General features: G+C 39.3%; 17 protein-coding genes and 1 pseudogene. 8 read left to right on the top strand and 10 right to left on the bottom strand.

Annotated features, from left to right (window positions below; genetic code table 11):
- The first annotated feature begins 8 nt into the window (after nucleotides 1-8).
- The 3 genes from tssK to ACP7AK_RS02255 all read left to right on the top strand — a co-directional run bounded on the left by tssK (nucleotide 9) and on the right by ACP7AK_RS02255 (nucleotide 3,263).
- Entirely contained in the window at nucleotides 9-1,373 is a 1,365-nt protein-coding gene (tssK, locus tag ACP7AK_RS02265) for a type VI secretion system baseplate subunit TssK (protein ID WP_005107022.1), read from the top strand.
- Nucleotides 1,374-1,381: 8 nt separating this feature from the next.
- A complete protein-coding gene (gene icmH, locus ACP7AK_RS02260) occupies nucleotides 1,382-2,194 on the top strand; it encodes a type IVB secretion system protein IcmH/DotU (protein ID WP_005107023.1) in 813 nt (270 codons plus the stop codon).
- A gap of 127 nt (nucleotides 2,195-2,321) precedes the next feature.
- Nucleotides 2,322-3,263 carry a M15 family metallopeptidase gene (locus ACP7AK_RS02255; RefSeq protein WP_425878334.1) on the top strand — a complete coding sequence of 314 codons (942 nt, stop codon included), beginning with the start codon at nucleotides 2,322-2,324 and terminating at the stop codon, nucleotides 3,261-3,263.
- A 15-nt stretch (nucleotides 3,264-3,278) separates the two neighbouring features.
- On the opposite strand, the gene ACP7AK_RS02250 is transcribed toward ACP7AK_RS02255, so the two are convergent.
- From ACP7AK_RS02250 to ACP7AK_RS02220, 7 genes are all read right to left on the bottom strand, one after another.
- Nucleotides 3,279-4,040 carry an alpha/beta fold hydrolase gene (locus ACP7AK_RS02250; protein ID WP_425878332.1) on the bottom strand — a complete coding sequence of 254 codons (762 nt, stop codon included), beginning with the start codon at nucleotides 4,038-4,040 and terminating at the stop codon, nucleotides 3,279-3,281.
- A gap of 913 nt (nucleotides 4,041-4,953) precedes the next feature.
- The gene (locus ACP7AK_RS02245) at nucleotides 4,954-5,322 is read right to left on the bottom strand and encodes a hypothetical protein (RefSeq protein ID WP_425878330.1); all 369 of its coding nucleotides are present in this window, start codon (nucleotides 5,320-5,322) and stop codon (nucleotides 4,954-4,956) included.
- Nucleotides 5,323-5,685 carry an immunity protein Imm33 domain-containing protein gene (locus ACP7AK_RS02240; RefSeq protein ID WP_425878328.1) on the bottom strand — a complete coding sequence of 121 codons (363 nt, stop codon included), beginning with the start codon at nucleotides 5,683-5,685 and terminating at the stop codon, nucleotides 5,323-5,325. It lies immediately after the preceding gene.
- Between the two features lie 129 nt (nucleotides 5,686-5,814).
- Nucleotides 5,815-6,417 carry a nitroreductase family protein gene (locus ACP7AK_RS02235; protein WP_425878326.1) on the bottom strand — a complete coding sequence of 201 codons (603 nt, stop codon included), beginning with the start codon at nucleotides 6,415-6,417 and terminating at the stop codon, nucleotides 5,815-5,817.
- 432 nt (nucleotides 6,418-6,849) lie between these two features.
- Nucleotides 6,850-7,341: a hypothetical protein gene (locus tag ACP7AK_RS02230; RefSeq protein ID WP_004280216.1), complete on the bottom strand. Its 492-nt coding sequence runs from the start codon at nucleotides 7,339-7,341 to the stop codon at nucleotides 6,850-6,852.
- Nucleotides 7,342-7,467: 126 nt separating this feature from the next.
- On the bottom strand, nucleotides 7,468-8,862 hold the full coding sequence (fumC, locus tag ACP7AK_RS02225; protein WP_004280213.1) for a class II fumarate hydratase: 1,395 nt from the start codon (nucleotides 8,860-8,862) through the stop codon (nucleotides 7,468-7,470).
- Between the two features lie 138 nt (nucleotides 8,863-9,000).
- Nucleotides 9,001-10,011: an NAD-dependent epimerase/dehydratase family protein gene (locus ACP7AK_RS02220; protein ID WP_224215775.1), complete on the bottom strand. Its 1,011-nt coding sequence runs from the start codon at nucleotides 10,009-10,011 to the stop codon at nucleotides 9,001-9,003.
- A gap of 70 nt (nucleotides 10,012-10,081) precedes the next feature.
- Here ACP7AK_RS02220 and tusD point away from each other — a divergent pair, with 70 nt between their 5' ends.
- From tusD to ACP7AK_RS02200, 4 genes are read left to right on the top strand one after another with little or no spacing between them, the layout of a single operon-like run.
- Nucleotides 10,082-10,450 carry a sulfurtransferase complex subunit TusD gene (gene tusD, locus ACP7AK_RS02215; protein WP_425878323.1) on the top strand — a complete coding sequence of 123 codons (369 nt, stop codon included), beginning with the start codon at nucleotides 10,082-10,084 and terminating at the stop codon, nucleotides 10,448-10,450.
- 44 nt (nucleotides 10,451-10,494) lie between these two features.
- A complete protein-coding gene (locus ACP7AK_RS02210; protein ID WP_004280210.1) occupies nucleotides 10,495-10,845 on the top strand; it encodes a hypothetical protein in 351 nt (116 codons plus the stop codon).
- Nucleotides 10,846-10,862: 17 nt separating this feature from the next.
- On the top strand, nucleotides 10,863-11,147 hold the full coding sequence (locus tag ACP7AK_RS02205; protein ID WP_004646886.1) for a DsrH/TusB family sulfur metabolism protein: 285 nt from the start codon (nucleotides 10,863-10,865) through the stop codon (nucleotides 11,145-11,147).
- A gap of 14 nt (nucleotides 11,148-11,161) precedes the next feature.
- A complete protein-coding gene (locus ACP7AK_RS02200; RefSeq protein WP_004280207.1) occupies nucleotides 11,162-11,473 on the top strand; it encodes a TusE/DsrC/DsvC family sulfur relay protein in 312 nt (103 codons plus the stop codon).
- A 113-nt stretch (nucleotides 11,474-11,586) separates the two neighbouring features.
- Here the strand turns inward: ACP7AK_RS02200 and ACP7AK_RS02195 are convergent, their stop codons facing one another.
- The 3 genes and pseudogenes from ACP7AK_RS02195 to ybaK form a co-directional block, all read right to left on the bottom strand.
- Nucleotides 11,587-12,069, bottom strand: coding sequence for a hypothetical protein (locus ACP7AK_RS02195; protein ID WP_425878320.1), 483 nt, complete (start codon nucleotides 12,067-12,069; stop codon nucleotides 11,587-11,589).
- 69 nt (nucleotides 12,070-12,138) lie between these two features.
- A pseudogene (locus ACP7AK_RS02190) lies at nucleotides 12,139-13,339 on the bottom strand (YncE family protein).
- Nucleotides 13,340-13,583: 244 nt separating this feature from the next.
- Entirely contained in the window at nucleotides 13,584-14,051 is a 468-nt protein-coding gene (gene ybaK / locus ACP7AK_RS02185) for a Cys-tRNA(Pro) deacylase (protein ID WP_004280203.1), read from the bottom strand.
- Nucleotides 14,052-15,010: 959 nt separating this feature from the next.
- Here ybaK and aroQ point away from each other — a divergent pair.
- Nucleotides 15,011-15,466, top strand: a complete 456-nt coding sequence (aroQ, locus tag ACP7AK_RS02180; protein ID WP_004280201.1) for a type II 3-dehydroquinate dehydratase — start codon at nucleotides 15,011-15,013, stop codon at nucleotides 15,464-15,466.
- The last annotated feature ends 11 nt before the right edge of the window (nucleotides 15,467-15,477 follow it).

The raw sequence follows: 15,477 nt of genomic DNA, 5'->3' as shown, positions 1-15,477 counted from the left end.
ATATTAAAATGTTTAAAGCAGAAAAAGTACTGTGGGGCGAAGGTCTATTTTTAAGACCGCAACATTTTCAATTACAGGATGCCTATCATGAGCAACGCTTGAGTCATATGATTCGGGCGACATTTCCTTTTGCTCACGGGATCCAGTCCATTCAATTTGATGAAGCTCAATTCAATATGCATATATTGGCATTAAGTAAAATTGAAATGATCTGGCAAGATGGTGAAATTTATCAGGCGCCTGCACAGGATTTATTACCAGAACCTGTACAACTGGATACCTTAAACCTGCGTGGTGAAATGCAAATTTATTTGGCTTTGCCAATGCTACAGCCGAACAAGCAAAATGTAAGTCATGTCGAAAACACTCAATCTAGTCGTTATCACTCACATTTAATCTCGACCCATGATTTATTCACCGATGCCACTACTGCAGAGATCACCCTGTTACGCCGTCGGGCAGAATTTAAACTTTTTGAAGTTGGCCAAGAACCTCAGCAGCCTCTGGATGGTTATTTATATCTTCCGGTTGCTCAAATCAAACGACAAAGTTCTGGAAATTTTATTTTTGATCATAAATTCATTCCTCCAATTTTACATATTCAGGCCTGTGAATATCTGCTAGACAATTTAAAGCGAACTTTGAATATCATCCGGGCCAAGATTAAAACGATTCAATCCAATAACCGTGAAAACGAACAGAAACTGATTGAATTTCGTTCTGGGGATATTGTCTCTTTCTGGCTGGTGAATGCCTTAAATACTGCTTATGCAACCTTAAATCATATTTTGCAGTATCCACAAATTCATCCGGAACGGCTATATGCGGAACTTTTAAGACTCAGTGGTTCCCTACTTACCTTTTCAACAGCCTATGACATTGATCAATTGCCGCAGTATCAGCATCATCATCTATACGACAGCTTCAATCAGCTGGATATTATTCTCAGAGATTTACTCGATACAATTATTTCGAATCGATATATCAGTATCAGCTTAAAAGAAACTCGCCCATCCTATTGGTTTGGCAGTCTGGAGACCGATAAGATCAGTCACAATACGCGGTTATATCTTGCTGTATCAAGTAGTGTTATGCCTGCACATGACTTGATTGCCTATGTTCCGATCCGTTTTAAAATTGGTAGTACTATAGATGTAGAACAGCGCGTGGTTGCAGCTTTACCGGCTGTACCCGTTCAGCATCTCATGCAGGTGCCTACTGCAATTCCGGTACGTTCCGGCGTTCATTATTTTGAGATTGAACCCAATAATGAACTGTATCAGCGCATGCTGGATTCAGAATCGATTTGTGTTTATATCCCGAATGGCTTTCAGGATATCGCGATTGAACTTATTGCTGTCATGAATGGATAAAAATATTAATGAATACAATCTCTAACACTCCTCTTTCACTCTTTGATGGCGATCAAATCGGAGTAGATTATACAGCCATGCAACCTGTAGAAACCTACCCTACCTCTACGAATAGTCTGGTAGATTTACTGCATGACGGCTTCTATATTGTTTTCCTGTTAAAAAATCACTATGTCCCTGTAAATATAGAGTCTTTCCGTGAAAAAATTCTGGAGATGTTGAAAAGTTTTGAACATCAGGCACGCCAGATGCAATTTTCAGCTGAAGATATTCAAGATGCAAAATATGCCTATTGCGCTTTAATAGATGAAACAATTGTCACCCAACAGGATGAGCGATTTTTTGATCTGCAAAATTCCTGGATGATCAGTCCCTTGCAGTTAAGCCTTTTTGGTTCACAACTTGCAGGTTATCGCTTCTTTGAATATCTGGAAGAAATACGCCATAAAGATAAGCAACGTCTGGCAGTATTAGAGGTATATCATTATTGCCTTTTATTGGGATTCCATGGAAAATATCGAATTGAATCTATTGAGCATTTAAATAGTCTGATTGCTCGTATCGGAGATCAGATTGATTATCTCAAGGGTAAAAAAGTTGCTTTTTCTCCTTTTTCAGCAATTCCAGATCAAATCCGACATATTATCCATCGTGAATTACCATTTTTCTGGATTCTGATATTTTTATTATTATTTGCCGTGATCAGCTTTGTGGTTTTTAAATATGCCTTGTCAACAGAACAAGCTGCTGTTTTTTCTCAATATCAAAATTTGATTAGCGCGCCTGCTGAACAAGCCTATATTACGATTCATTTACCCTAACTCAATTTTCAAATAAATATGATGGACACTTATAAAAATAAAGACTTAAAAAATGACGCCGTTGGAAAATTTATATCGATGAATAAAAAAAAATTTTTGAATTATTATTAGATCAATCATTCAACTGATGATTTTGATTATATTGAGCAGCTTTATTCTATTAAGCTTAGCTATGTTAGCCTTGCTGTCTTACGAGTTTCGATTAAGAATACAGGATTTTTTTCTTGATTTGATTTCACAAAGCAAACAACAATTTTCTCAAGCAAAACAGTTTGTTCAGAAATTTCATCAGGCGGCATCGCCTGAGCATCTTCAGTCTGAATGGTATTTGCAGCAGTGGTGGATTTTGATTTCAGGATTTAGCTTATTTGCCAGTATTTTAATGTTCGCTTTCACTCAGCCACTTACTGCAAGTAGGTTTGAAGTTGAATATTTAAGGAAAGTTGATCCACAGATTTATGCATTATTAGATGGGCAAATATTAACAGCTCCAACTGAAGTTGATGAACAGCTTATTATCGAAGCCTTACAAGAAGAATCTTTAGCAAATCATTCTGTAATTTCAGCGCAAAGCCTTAATCTGAATATTGAAGACATTCATATAAATCCAAATATCAGCACAGCAGACCGTAAATGGCATAAGATGAATCCGCGATTTAAACAGCGCTTACTGATGGTTTTTAAAATTATGCGCGAACAGCATGGTTATGAGCTGGTTTTACTCGAAGGTTATCGAAGTCCGGAAAGGCAAAACTCTTTGGCGACCAACAGTAATATTACCAAGGCCAAAGGCTTTCAAAGTTATCATCAGTTTGGTCTGGCCGCGGATATTACCTTTAAGCGGAATGGCAAGGTGGTGATTAGTGAACGTGATCCATGGGCCATGCGTGGTTATGAACTGTTTGGCCAGATTGCAGAATCGGTGGGTTTAACCTGGGGCGGTCGCTGGAAATCCATTAAAGATTTTGGACATACTGAATATCGTATGCCCGGTTTAAAGAAAACAGCTGAAATGGCGCATCAACTCATTCATGAAGGACAATTACAGACTCAAACATTTCAGCCTTAAGTGCGAAATCGTAAATTAATTTAGAAAAGTCTGCATATGTTTAATGACTTCATCTGGCTTTTCACCATGCAGCCAATGTCCTGTATTTTCAATGCATTCAATTTTCGCCTGAGAAAATTGTTCATTGATTGCCGCAAAATGTTCAGGTTTTGAGATATAAAAAGAATTACCGCCACGAAGAAATAAAGCTGGCTGATTAACTTTTTCGACCTTTTCCCAAGCCATAATATCTGGATAATGATCAAATAAAGCTTGAACATTAAAGAGCCATTGCCCTTTATTAAAGGATTTTAATAAAAACTGAATTACCATTTCTTCATGAATGTATTCACGCATAATTTTTGCTGCCTCAAGTCGTGAAGCAACATTTGCTTGCTGCACCGCAAATAAAGCTTTAAAAATCTCAGTATGATGACTCTCATGATATTGGATTGGTGTAATATCCAGGACGACCAACCTTTCAGTTTGTACACGGGCTAAATCAGCCAATTTCATGGCAATTTTCCCACCCATGGAATGCCCTACTACTACGAACTTTTGAATATTTAAACTGGATAAAGTTTCTAGGACATCTTCAGCCATAAGCTGATAATTTAAGTCTGAACTATGAGCAGAAAGACCATGATTGCATACATCAAGTTGGATCACGGTTCTTTGCTCAGAAAAATATCGAGCTAGTACGCCTAAATTACTTAAACTACCGAATAAACCATGAATAAAGACCATTGGAGATAGTACTGACGTTTCGTGGTGTTGAAGTTGATAATTTAGGATCATTTGAGAATTCCATGATTTCTTTGTTTAAGTGTTTATAGTGGGTTTATATTTGGAATTAATCAATTGCGAAATTTTTAAATATAAAATCCTGCTTAGGCTATTTTATGGGGATATATTTTGCTTAGGCTAAATAATTCATAATCGATTTGTAAGTATTTAAAATTACGATTTTAGATCTGGATGGATATTTGGCTATCTATAAATATGAAAGAAGATGGTTGAGTTGTGGTGCAGACTAAATAAAATTAATGAAAATCTTAAAACTGGGATTTAATAACATGTAAACCACTTTTAGGTCAGAGTGTTTCTTAAACTAACTCGCTGTTATTACCCAAATAGACTGAGGTAATTTTGAAAATATTGTTTTTAATTATTCATTGCTTATTATTTATCAAAAAATGACTATTCATAAGTAGCTTATTAATCCACTTGATTCTGTTTAGAATAATACGTCTTAAGTCCAAATGAGTTACAGGTAGTAAACATCAACATTATAAATTTCCCCTCTCTCCCTTTCTTGATAAAGTTGTTAAAATTATGTATTGCTTAGGCTATTTTAATATCTTAGGATGTTCAAGTTATTAGCTTAAATATAAACGTGCAATCACGCTATCCTACTTAAATTATCCTGTTCAAGAAATTACATCACGTATATAAGACATTTTCAGAAAATTATAAAAATCCAGATTATTCATTTATTCTTATCAATATATTTGACTACCGCTGATATATCCCCGGGATATGAGGTATTCACATCAAAATAAATTTAAATTAACTTAACATTTTCTTTATTAAATGATATTCGGGAGATGGTCTTTCAGGTTTTAATATCTATAAAATTTGATTGTAAAACAGACTTATTTATTTTTAGTCTACTGCGAAAAACGTTCGAGAATGAAAAGTATTTTATGATTTATTCTACATCCCTATTTTTACAAAATACGTTTGTAGTCATTCCAGATTGAGTCAAACTTTGATCCTGCCGCTCAAGAAAGTTTTTGGCAATCATAGCCATCGTGGGCGCCATATCCAGACTGCTGTTTTCTTCGGACACCTTTTGAATATCCTGATAGGCTTTCAGTCGTTTGCAGAAAGCCTGACGTTGAGTTTGTGCATCTGCCTTTTGATCATCTTCATCTAAAATATGTTTGGTTTCATTCACGATTTTAGTCTGTGCTGAAATAAACTCATCATAGGCACTTTGTGAAAGCGGCTGTGCGAAGACTACGCTACTCAGTCCTAATAATAATCCAGCACAAATGAAAGATGATTTTTTTAGCATTTAAATTTCTTCTTTCCAGACATCTTCATAATCATCGGCATCGATCATGAAACGAAAACCTGTTTCCAGAGCCAGATACGGTAAAACTTCTGGTGCAATGTCCTGTAATTCACGTACTGTCATGGTTTCAAAAGTTTCTTCACTTGAAGGTTCTCCACCATAAATATACCAGCTAATATTTTCAGCCGTTTCAGGCTTTTTACGGATGCCGACAATCGGATCTTGTTTCAAGGTATGTACGGCCACCGCAACCACATCACCACCACTCACTTCAACATAAGCCGAGCCTACTTCTTCACAAAGTAGTTTTTGCTCTGCGATCAGTTCTTGTAAAGGTGATAGGTTTTGCGTGTTTTTCGACATTCGGTCTTACTCATCAATTTTCATTAGCACGCTATTTTAACTTAATTTTAATGAAGCTGATTGGGATTTCATCGAGATCTAAAAAATATCTGCCCTTAAACCGTGTTAAGTGCAGATATGAATCTCAGCTTATTGGAAGACTTTAAAGCGCTCTTCATCTGCCAGATAATCTTTGGCACGTGGCTCGCCTTCTATCGAACCAAAGACCAACTGTGCACGCAACTTCCAGTTCGATGGAATGTCCCATTCCGCATGTACCTGTTCATCCACGATCGGATTGTAATGCTGCAATGATGCGCCTAGACCTTCTGTATGCAATGCTGTCCAGGTTGCAAATTGTGCGATCGCAGTCGAATGCTCTGCCCAGATTGGGAAGTTATCAGCATAAGATGGGAATTGTTCCTGTAAGCCTTTTACGACTGTGTGATCTTCAAAAAATAAAACAGTGCCTAGCCCTGCCGCAAAACTGGCCATTTTTGCTGTGGTTTTTGCAGCGCTTTCTTCATCTTTGGCATAGCTTTTTAATTTATCTGCGACGAAGCCCCAGAACTTTTCATGTTCTGAATTGAATAAAATGACGGCGCGCGAAGACTGTGAATTGAAAGAAGATGGACTTTGCTTAATTGCAGTCTGAATCAAATCAGTTAGATGTTCAGGAGATTGTTCAACATTCTTGGCAATAGCATAAATAGTACGGCGTTTAGTAATTAAATCTAAAAACTGATTCGACATTTTTGAAAATCCTGGGATATATCTTCGGGAAAATTTGAACCTTCAGTTATTTTTATGAAGGATAGCTAATCAATGAAACTTTTGCTTTAACGTGAGATAAAGCCTATATACCTTAAAAAATAATGAACTGAATTGCTAGGCTATTTAATTGATATTTTTATATATTTTTTAGCTAAAAATGATCATTTTCATCTATTTTTTGAACAATCGTTAAAACTACTGCCCTATGCGAGTGCCTGACGCTAAACAATGGTTCAACATGCGCTATTATTGATCAAAATTTTAAGAATAAAGACCTTCAATCACCAAATTTAATCTTGCTTAGGCTATTCTAAGAGAGAGCACATCATGAAATAAATCTCATCTTGCAGATAAAAATTAATCCCCCAAAATTGGAAGATTAATTTTATAAATAAAAGCTAAAAAACCCGTTTAAAACTTCGCGTTCAACACCTGAGCAGATACTTTAGTCTTCCACAGCTCACGTAAAATCGGTAAATAGAATTTCTCACCAAGTTCCACCAGCTCTGCATCAATCAGAGCATGCATCTCATGCATAAACAAATAATCCAGTTCAACTGTGGTTAGTTTAGTCTGCTGTTTTTGATAGTCTTTGCGTTTCTGTTGGGCTTGTTTAACCAGACGATCCGCAAATGCTTTATCTTTAAACTGGGTAATTGCTTTTAAACGCAGTTCGATAATACCCCATCCAGTTAAGAACATCTGGAAGGTTTCAAAATCATCGCTGGTCGATTCCCAAGACATTTCTTCCAGATTTTCATTATCGGGAAGCACAGGTAAAAGAAGTTCCATCACACTTGGGAAAATCTTTTTGAAATTCAGAATAAATTTAACAGGATGCTCACCTGGATAATCCTTGAATTGCACCTTTCTTTGAACATCTGTTAAATAAATATCAAGCATAAAACAATCATCAGTGGTTAATCTCATCTAACACTATTGTACGCAACTCTGCCTGAGATAAAAACCACTGCTGACTATTCCATGATAAAACAGGCGTAAAGATTGAAAATAAAAGTGCTCCGGCCCTTATTTAGCATTCGGTGAGACCATCTGTTCAGGACGCACCACTTCATCAAACTGTTCAGCGGTGACTAAACCCAGTTCAACAGCCACCTGTTTTAAGGTTTTTCCTTCCTTATAAGCTGTTTTGGCAACCTTGGCTGCATTCTCATAACCAATGACCGGATTCAATGCCGTGACCAGCATTAAAGAATCATGCAGGAAATGTTCAATTTTCTCATGATTCGGCTCAATGCCTACGGCGCAATGATCATTAAAACTGTTACACGCATCGCCTAAAAGCTGGATGGATTGCAACAGATTATAGGCAATGACCGGCATAAATACATTCAGTTCAAAGTTACCTGATGCACCTGCCACGTTAATGGTGGTGTCATTTCCGAGAACTTGCGCGACCACCATCGTCATCGCTTCACTTTGCGTCGGGTTCACCTTACCCGGCATGATGCTAGAACCCGGTTCATTTTCAGGAATACGCAATTCACCAAAACCACAACGTGGCCCGCTGGCTAGCCAGCGAATATCATTGGCAATCTTATTCAGGCTAACCGCTAAAGTCTTTAATGCACCAGAAGCAAATACCGCAGCATCACGGCCTGCCAAAGCCTCAAACTTGTTTGGCGCAGTTACAAATGGCAAGCCAGTTAATTGTCCCAGGGTTTTAGCAGACTGAACGGCATAATCAGGATGGGCATTCAGACCGGTACCAACCGCTGTACCGCCTAATGGTAATTCATATAGTCCGACCAATGCCTGTTCTAGACGAAGAAGCCCATGATCCAGCTGAGAGACATAACCGCTGAATTCCTGCCCCAAGGTTAAAGGCGTAGCATCTTGTAGATGTGTCCGGCCAATTTTTACAATATCGGCAAAATCCTGAGATTTGGCATATAAAGTATCGCGTAAACGTGTGACAGCCGGAATTAAAAGTTCATTAATCTGCAAGCTCGCAGCCACATGAATCGCAGTTGGAAATGAATCATTGGTAGATTGGGCACGATTGACATGATCATTTGGATGAACCGGTTTTTGTGCCCCTAAATGATTGCCCAATTTCTGGTTGGCAATATTGGCAATCACCTCATTACAGTTCATATTGCTTTGTGTACCTGAACCAGTTTGCCAGACTACCAGTGGAAATTGACTGTCCCATTTCCCGCTGATGACTTCATCTGCCGCATCCACGATATAGCGTGACAGTTCTTGGGGAATCTGGTTTAGCTCGGCATTGGTCAAGGCAGCCGCTTTTTTGACGAGTCCCATGGCACGAATCATTGGCCGTGGCAACCGCTCATTGCCAATTTTGAAATTTTGCAAGCTACGCTGAGTCTGAGCGCCCCATAAAGCCTCACTCGGTACAGCCACCTCTCCCATCGTGTCATGTTCAATACGTGTTTGCATGTTCAACCTCAATTCTTCTTGCCTATTACTGATTTTAGGAATTTCTATATCAATGATTTAATCTATTTATTTAAAGTAATCGATTACAGTAATGATGTAAATGATAATTATTATCAAATATAAGCTAAATACTCTTACTTACTGCCCTCTGAGCATATTCTGATAAAACAACCATTCATCCTCAAGCATCTTTCTGAGTGATCGCTGAGGTTGCCAATGTAGAATATTTCGCGCCTTTTCAATGTTCGCCCCCAATTGATCCATTTCCGAATGGGGATATGGTAAAGCATCCATGGTTTTGATTGCAGATTGAGTCACTTCAGCCAGTTGATCTAGCAAATCCTGTATGGAAATCAATTCACCAGCAATATTAAAGGCTTCACATTTTAATTCCTGCTGTTGTGACAGCCATTGCAAGGACTTGATCACGGCATCACAACAGTCTGCGACATGCAGAAAACTGCGTTCTACTGTGCCATCCGCAGTATGAGCCTGACGGCGTAATTCCAGATATTCACGTTGCTGTGCAGCGACCTGCATCGCCAAAGGCAAAATATTTTTTGGCAAAGGTGGCACTGCTTCCCCCAGTACACCGTGTTCAAAGGCACCTGCGATATTGGAAAGACGTAGGATTGCAATCCGCCATTCATTGTCAGTTTTGGCAGTATCGCGGATAATTTCCTCAACCATCTGTTGCGATTTGATATAGGGATTCGGATAGGTATAGTTAAAAGGCAGATCTTCGCTTAAATCTGTGCCAGATTGTCCATATACCGCCAGACTGGATAAATGTACCAGATGACGCACTCCGGTACGTTGCATGGCACGCATGAGACTCATAATACAGCTGACATTATCATTATAATATTCAAGTGGTTTTAATACTGATTCTTCCAGTGACTTAAAACTTGCGGTATGTACCACAGCCTGAATCGAATGCTGCTCAAAGACTTTGTTCAATGCTGGGGTATTGCGAATATCAATCTTGATAAAAGGTACGTACATGCCGGAGATAAATTCAAGACGCTCCAGAGTCTGTAAGTTGGCATTGGCCAAATTATCGACCACAATGACCTCTAGTCCTTGTGCTAACAGACTTAAAGCAATATGTGAGCCTAAAAAGCCTAATCCACCCGTCACTAAAATCATTTATACTACCTACTTTCTGATGAAGCCAAGATCAATCTGTTGCTATTGATCAAGCCTGTAGTGAATTTCGATGAGCACCTTAATTCTTGTTACCTCCGCACCGACTTCCATTTATGCCTGGCATGCCCTGGGTTTGGCTCAGGCCTTGCAAGATAAACAGGAAACATTCCGTGTATTCTTCTATCAGGACAGCGTATCGGTCGCAAATGCACTGCAATGGGTACCCGACGATCAACGTCATCTTACACACGCATGGCAAGCGCTACAGATTCGCCTTCCAGTCTGTGTAAGTGCAGCATTGGCGCGTGGCATTACAGATCCGGACAATGCTCAACGTCACAATATTCACCAGCATAATCTGGCAGATGCCTTTGAATTGGTCGGTTTAGGTGAACTTGCCGATGCTGTTCAATCCTCACAACGTCTCATTCAATTCTAGATGTTTCATTTTTTAGAATGTGTTGCTTTTCCAAGGAATCTTGTGTGAAATCTGTACTTGTTATATTAACCCAAGCCAATCTGACCAGTCTGCAGGTGCATGAAAGCCTATCGGCTACGATGGTCCTGGCAACTTTTGGCGCAGAAGTTAAAGTCCTGCTACAAAGTGCTGCCCTCAGTTTGCTGCATTCAGACCTGCAATTTGACCAGGTGCATCATGCATTCAAACTGGCATCAAATATGGTCGACAGTTTCGAGTTTTATGATCTCACTCCGATTCTGATTGAGAAAAAAAACCAGCATTCCTCATTTGTGGCACAGAGCGAACAAGAAATCGAATTTATTGAGCTTAATTCTGAATTTATTCAAAGCTTTGATCATGTGATGTATTGGTAAGGAACAAGGATATAAAAATGTCAAATCACACACTTTATCTGATCCAATCCAGCTATTCGGCAACAGCGCAGATCCTAGAGCAACTGGCTCAAACTTATACAATGGGTGATCAGGTCGTGCTGATGGGTGAAGCGGTTTTGCTGCTAGAGCATTCATTTCTTCAAAGCTTGCCGAAAATTCACATACTGAAAAATGATGCGGAGTTATTAGTACAGCCTTTGCCTGATCAGATAAAGCTTTTGAATTATGCGGATTTTGCAGATCTTTGCCTCGAGTTTAATCGCTGCATTTCAATGAAATAATAAATGAGTTAGATATGAATTTAGAATTGGATCAAGATGGCCATCTGGTTGACTATACCATCTGGAATGAAGAAGTCGCTCAAGTGCTGGCCGATAGTCTGGAACTGAGCTTAACTCCTTGGCATTTTGAAATTCTGCAAGCGGTACGTCAGTTCTATCAGCAGTTTGGTCATTCACCAGCAACACGCCCACTGATTAAATTTTTAATGAAAACTGTCAGTGCCGATATCAATAATGCCATGCTTCAGGAAAAGTTTAATACTGGTCTAGTTGCCCGTCACTTAAGCCGTTTGGCTGGTGTACCCAAGCCTGCGAACTGTTTATAAAGATACTTAGCTTTTTAAAGTATGTATTTAAAGGCCCAAATCATATTTTGGGCTTTTTTATGAGAGCAATTTTTAGGCTTAGAATAATGAAAGATGCATCTGGATCTAATTTTTCAAATTCGAGTTTGTTCTAATACTCGCAATGCCCGATGCAATTCATGATCCATTTCAGGCAGAACCTTAATCAGAAAATCAATTCGTGCTTTCGCTTCGGCCTTGCTCACCAGTTGGGCCTCTACCAGTTTTTGCTGCTGAGTGATCAACAAACTGACTTGGTGAGGATCTGGTCGTTGTCCCTCACTTAAAGCGTTAATGATCTGAGTAAAGTCCAGATATAACTGTTCTTGTTGCTTTGATAATTCGCTTTGCTTTGCAACCGTATCGTTCTGTTCCTTCTTCGTAGTTTGACTATTCTCAGGAGAGTTAACAGATATATAGCTTGCCGATTTTTCAGCTGGCAGGACCGGATCAGAATGGGTCTGATCAGTAAAATTCGTCCGATAGATTTCTTGTCGTACCTGATAGCCAATACCGACTAAAGTCCCAAACAATAGCAATCCGAGTATTACATAGAACAGAATTGTTTTATCATTCATTTTTATGTCCTCAGCTAAAGAAAGACAGCCTTTATCAAAAAGCTGTCTTTTTCGCTCATCGACGATTGACTACGGCGTTGACCAGTCTGCTGGTGCATATCCAATCCGGACGCGTTGTGGATGATTTCCTACCGGCACACTCAGCACTTTATTGCCTGTGGCAAAATCAATCACTGTGACTACATCTGTTTCACTTTCTGAAATTACACAGCTACGACCATCCGGGCTTCGCGTTGCCCAATAAGGTTTACCTGCAGAAATCAGTTTCCCGGCTGTCAGTGTTTTGCGATCTACAATCGTAGCGTAGTTATCCATCGTACCGGCGACACAGAGCTTTTCACCATCCGCACTGATTGATAGGCCATGATGGCGTGAATCATTCACCCATTTGGTTCGGTCTTTCGGGATACTGTCACTGCCAGGGAGCTGTCCGATCCGGCTAATCTTGTTCTGATTCAGATCGTACTCAATCAGCCCATTAAAAAATGAAACCTGGGCATACAGTTTGGTTTCATCCTTACTAAATACCATTGGTCGTACTGAGTTGGATAAATCTTTACGACCAAATGCATCCAGTGCAGGTCTGAAGTCAATTTTTCTTAGCACCTGATGCGTGTTGGCATCTGCGATAGTGATAAAACGCTTACCTTTAGTAAAGTCTTGCCACTGTGCATCCATCGAGGTTTCAACATTGCCGATGGCAGAGTTCAGGATCTTGTTGCCGCCATCGAAGTAAATGTTTTCATGCGGTTTATCGCCAGTGCTGAAACGGCCCAACTCTTTACCGGTATGGATATCCAGTACATGCACCACATTTCCTGAAGATGCAGATACAGCGATGCGCTGCCCATCTGGTGATACTGCCATATGGTCGACACGGAAGCCTTCAACAGGCGTCCGCCAGTTAATCTTGCCGGTTTTGATATTAATCGATACCACATCAGCGAAACTTGGGCGCGATGCAACGACTGACTGACCGTCTGGTGTCGAGTACATATCATCCACCAGCTGGTCATTGCCTTCACCAGCTGTAGTCTGAATAAGTATAAGCAATCAGTTTGATTGGATTCAGGTGAATTTCCTTAAGGCGCTCTTTACGGTCAGGAATCATGTTAATGACGCCTATTTTGCCAAAATCACCCGATGGACGAATCACGGTTACTGTGCCATCCCAGTTATTTCCGACAAAGAAAACCTGCTGTGAATTGGCAGGTGCTGCTGAAGACGAAGTAGCGGCCTGTACACTCGGCAACGCAGAAAGCATCGCCATTGCAGATAATGTCAGACAGAACCGTGGTCATTTTTTATTTTGAATTTTCATCCATTATGCTCCGCATCATAATTTATATTTTTGTTTTCATTCCTTGTTGTGTACACAGTCAGGCTGTGTTTTAACTTATCTAATATACAAACGTATAAAATGATTTACTGTTATTTCCGACCAAAAAATATGCAGCCATTTTAAATCTATCACTTCAGGTTCTATGAATTTAGGTGATCATCGTACTTCGATCTTATGTATCCAGTACATCGACAAACTGTGCATTGAGCACATTGGCAAGATCAGCTGGTTTTATTCCGATATCCAAGCCTCTTTTACCGCCACTGACATAGATCGTATTCAACTGTTCTGCGCTGGCATCAATCACCGTTTTTAATCGTTTCTTTTGACCAATGGGACTGATTCCGCCGACCAGATAACCGGTCAAGCGTTCTGCATGTTTAGGATCTGCCATCTGGAGTTTTTTGCATCCTACGGCCTGCGCTACTTTTTTCAGATTGAGTTGATGATGTACCGGTAAGATGGCAACAAAATACTGTTTTTCATCCGTGACTAATAAAGTTTTAAAGACTTCTTCCACCGAAAGCCCCAATTTCTCAGCAGCTTCTAACCCGAAACTTTTGGCATTGGCATCATGTTCATATTCATGAATGCTGTATTCGATTTTATTGGCTTTTAATAGTTTGCATGCAGGTGTCATAGAAAGTCTTGTTTGAGAGGTATCGCATGATTATATAAAGATTAGCTCAAGAAGTTAATGTAGATGAGGCAACTACAGAGCAAATTTTGCTTTAAGCCCGTATTCCGCTTCAATCAGACCTATTTGGTTCAATCTTTACGCTCTTCAATACTTTTAAACTCTTCTGCAAAGATGATGACGAGCAAAATATCAACAAATGTATGTGTTTTTGCCACTGTCTATGCGTTAGGTGAATCATATCTTTACTGCGTAGAAGACTTGAAGATGAACACATTCGTCACCTCACAGATCTATACACACGAAGCATATAAGTCGAGCGTTTTATCTTAAACCTGCTGAGATTCAACCCTTATATCTAGAAGATGAAGTACATTTTTGCACAGCACTTATCATGGATGCTTGAAGTTAAAGTAATGTAATTAATTCCAATCTATTGGAAGAATAGACCTAGGAAAATCCAAGGACAATAAGAGAAAATATCATTAACATATTGTCTTATCTTATATTTTTAAATTTTCATCACGTTTTAAGAAGCGGTCGATAGCTTATATATAAAGAGGATAATCAGCACAACTCTAAAGTCAGAATGTAAAGAGTTTTCTATGCTCTAGAAGTCGAACATTGCGGTAAAATCAGCCAGACAACTCTTGCTCAAAACTAAAAATATCACTAAAAGGAAGAATTTAGCGTTAACATGAAGATACAGTTACATAAAGGATATTAACTGTTTTTGCCAATTGGGTTTACAATGAAAATAATCTGAATACCCAGCGAATTGTAATTTTTTAACATTGCCAAATCTCTGCAAAGTTTTCATTATAGCGCCACTGTTTGCTATATGCTTTCTACGTTAATTCAAAGAAATTATAAATAGTAATGTAGAAAATCATGCAATAATAAGCAGAGTTTGCAGACATCTTGCAAACAAACCCCGATACTTTTTAATTGGAGCATGCTGGATGAGTTCGACCATTTTGGTTATTCATGGACCGAATTTAAACTTGCTTGGGAAGCGCGAACCGGAAGTTTATGGTCACCTTAGTCTTGACGATATTAACCAGCAACTGATTACTCAGGCTCAAAAGGCCACATTACAACTCGAAACGTTCCAAAGCAACTGGGAAGGTGCCATTGTTGACCGAATTCATCAAGCTCAGCAAGACGGCGTTCAATATATCATTATTAATCCGGCAGCATTGACTCATACCTCTGTTGCGGTTCGCGATGCCCTTCTTGGCGTTGCCATTCCTTTCATTGAAGTCCATCTGTCTAATGTGCATGCACGTGAGGCATTCCGACATCATTCGTACTTGTCCGATAAAGCCATCGGCGTGATTTGTGGTCTAGGTGCAAAAGGCTATGCTGCTGCCCTCGACTATATCATTGAAAAAATACAACCTTCTACACAATCTTAATTAGGAATACT

Source organism: Acinetobacter sp. TWP2-2-3, from assembly GCF_049896445.1.
Taxonomy (GTDB): Bacteria; Pseudomonadota; Gammaproteobacteria; order Pseudomonadales; family Moraxellaceae; genus Acinetobacter.
The sequence above is the reverse complement of the archived record's forward strand: the minus strand, read 5'-3'. Positions and strand labels throughout refer to the sequence as shown.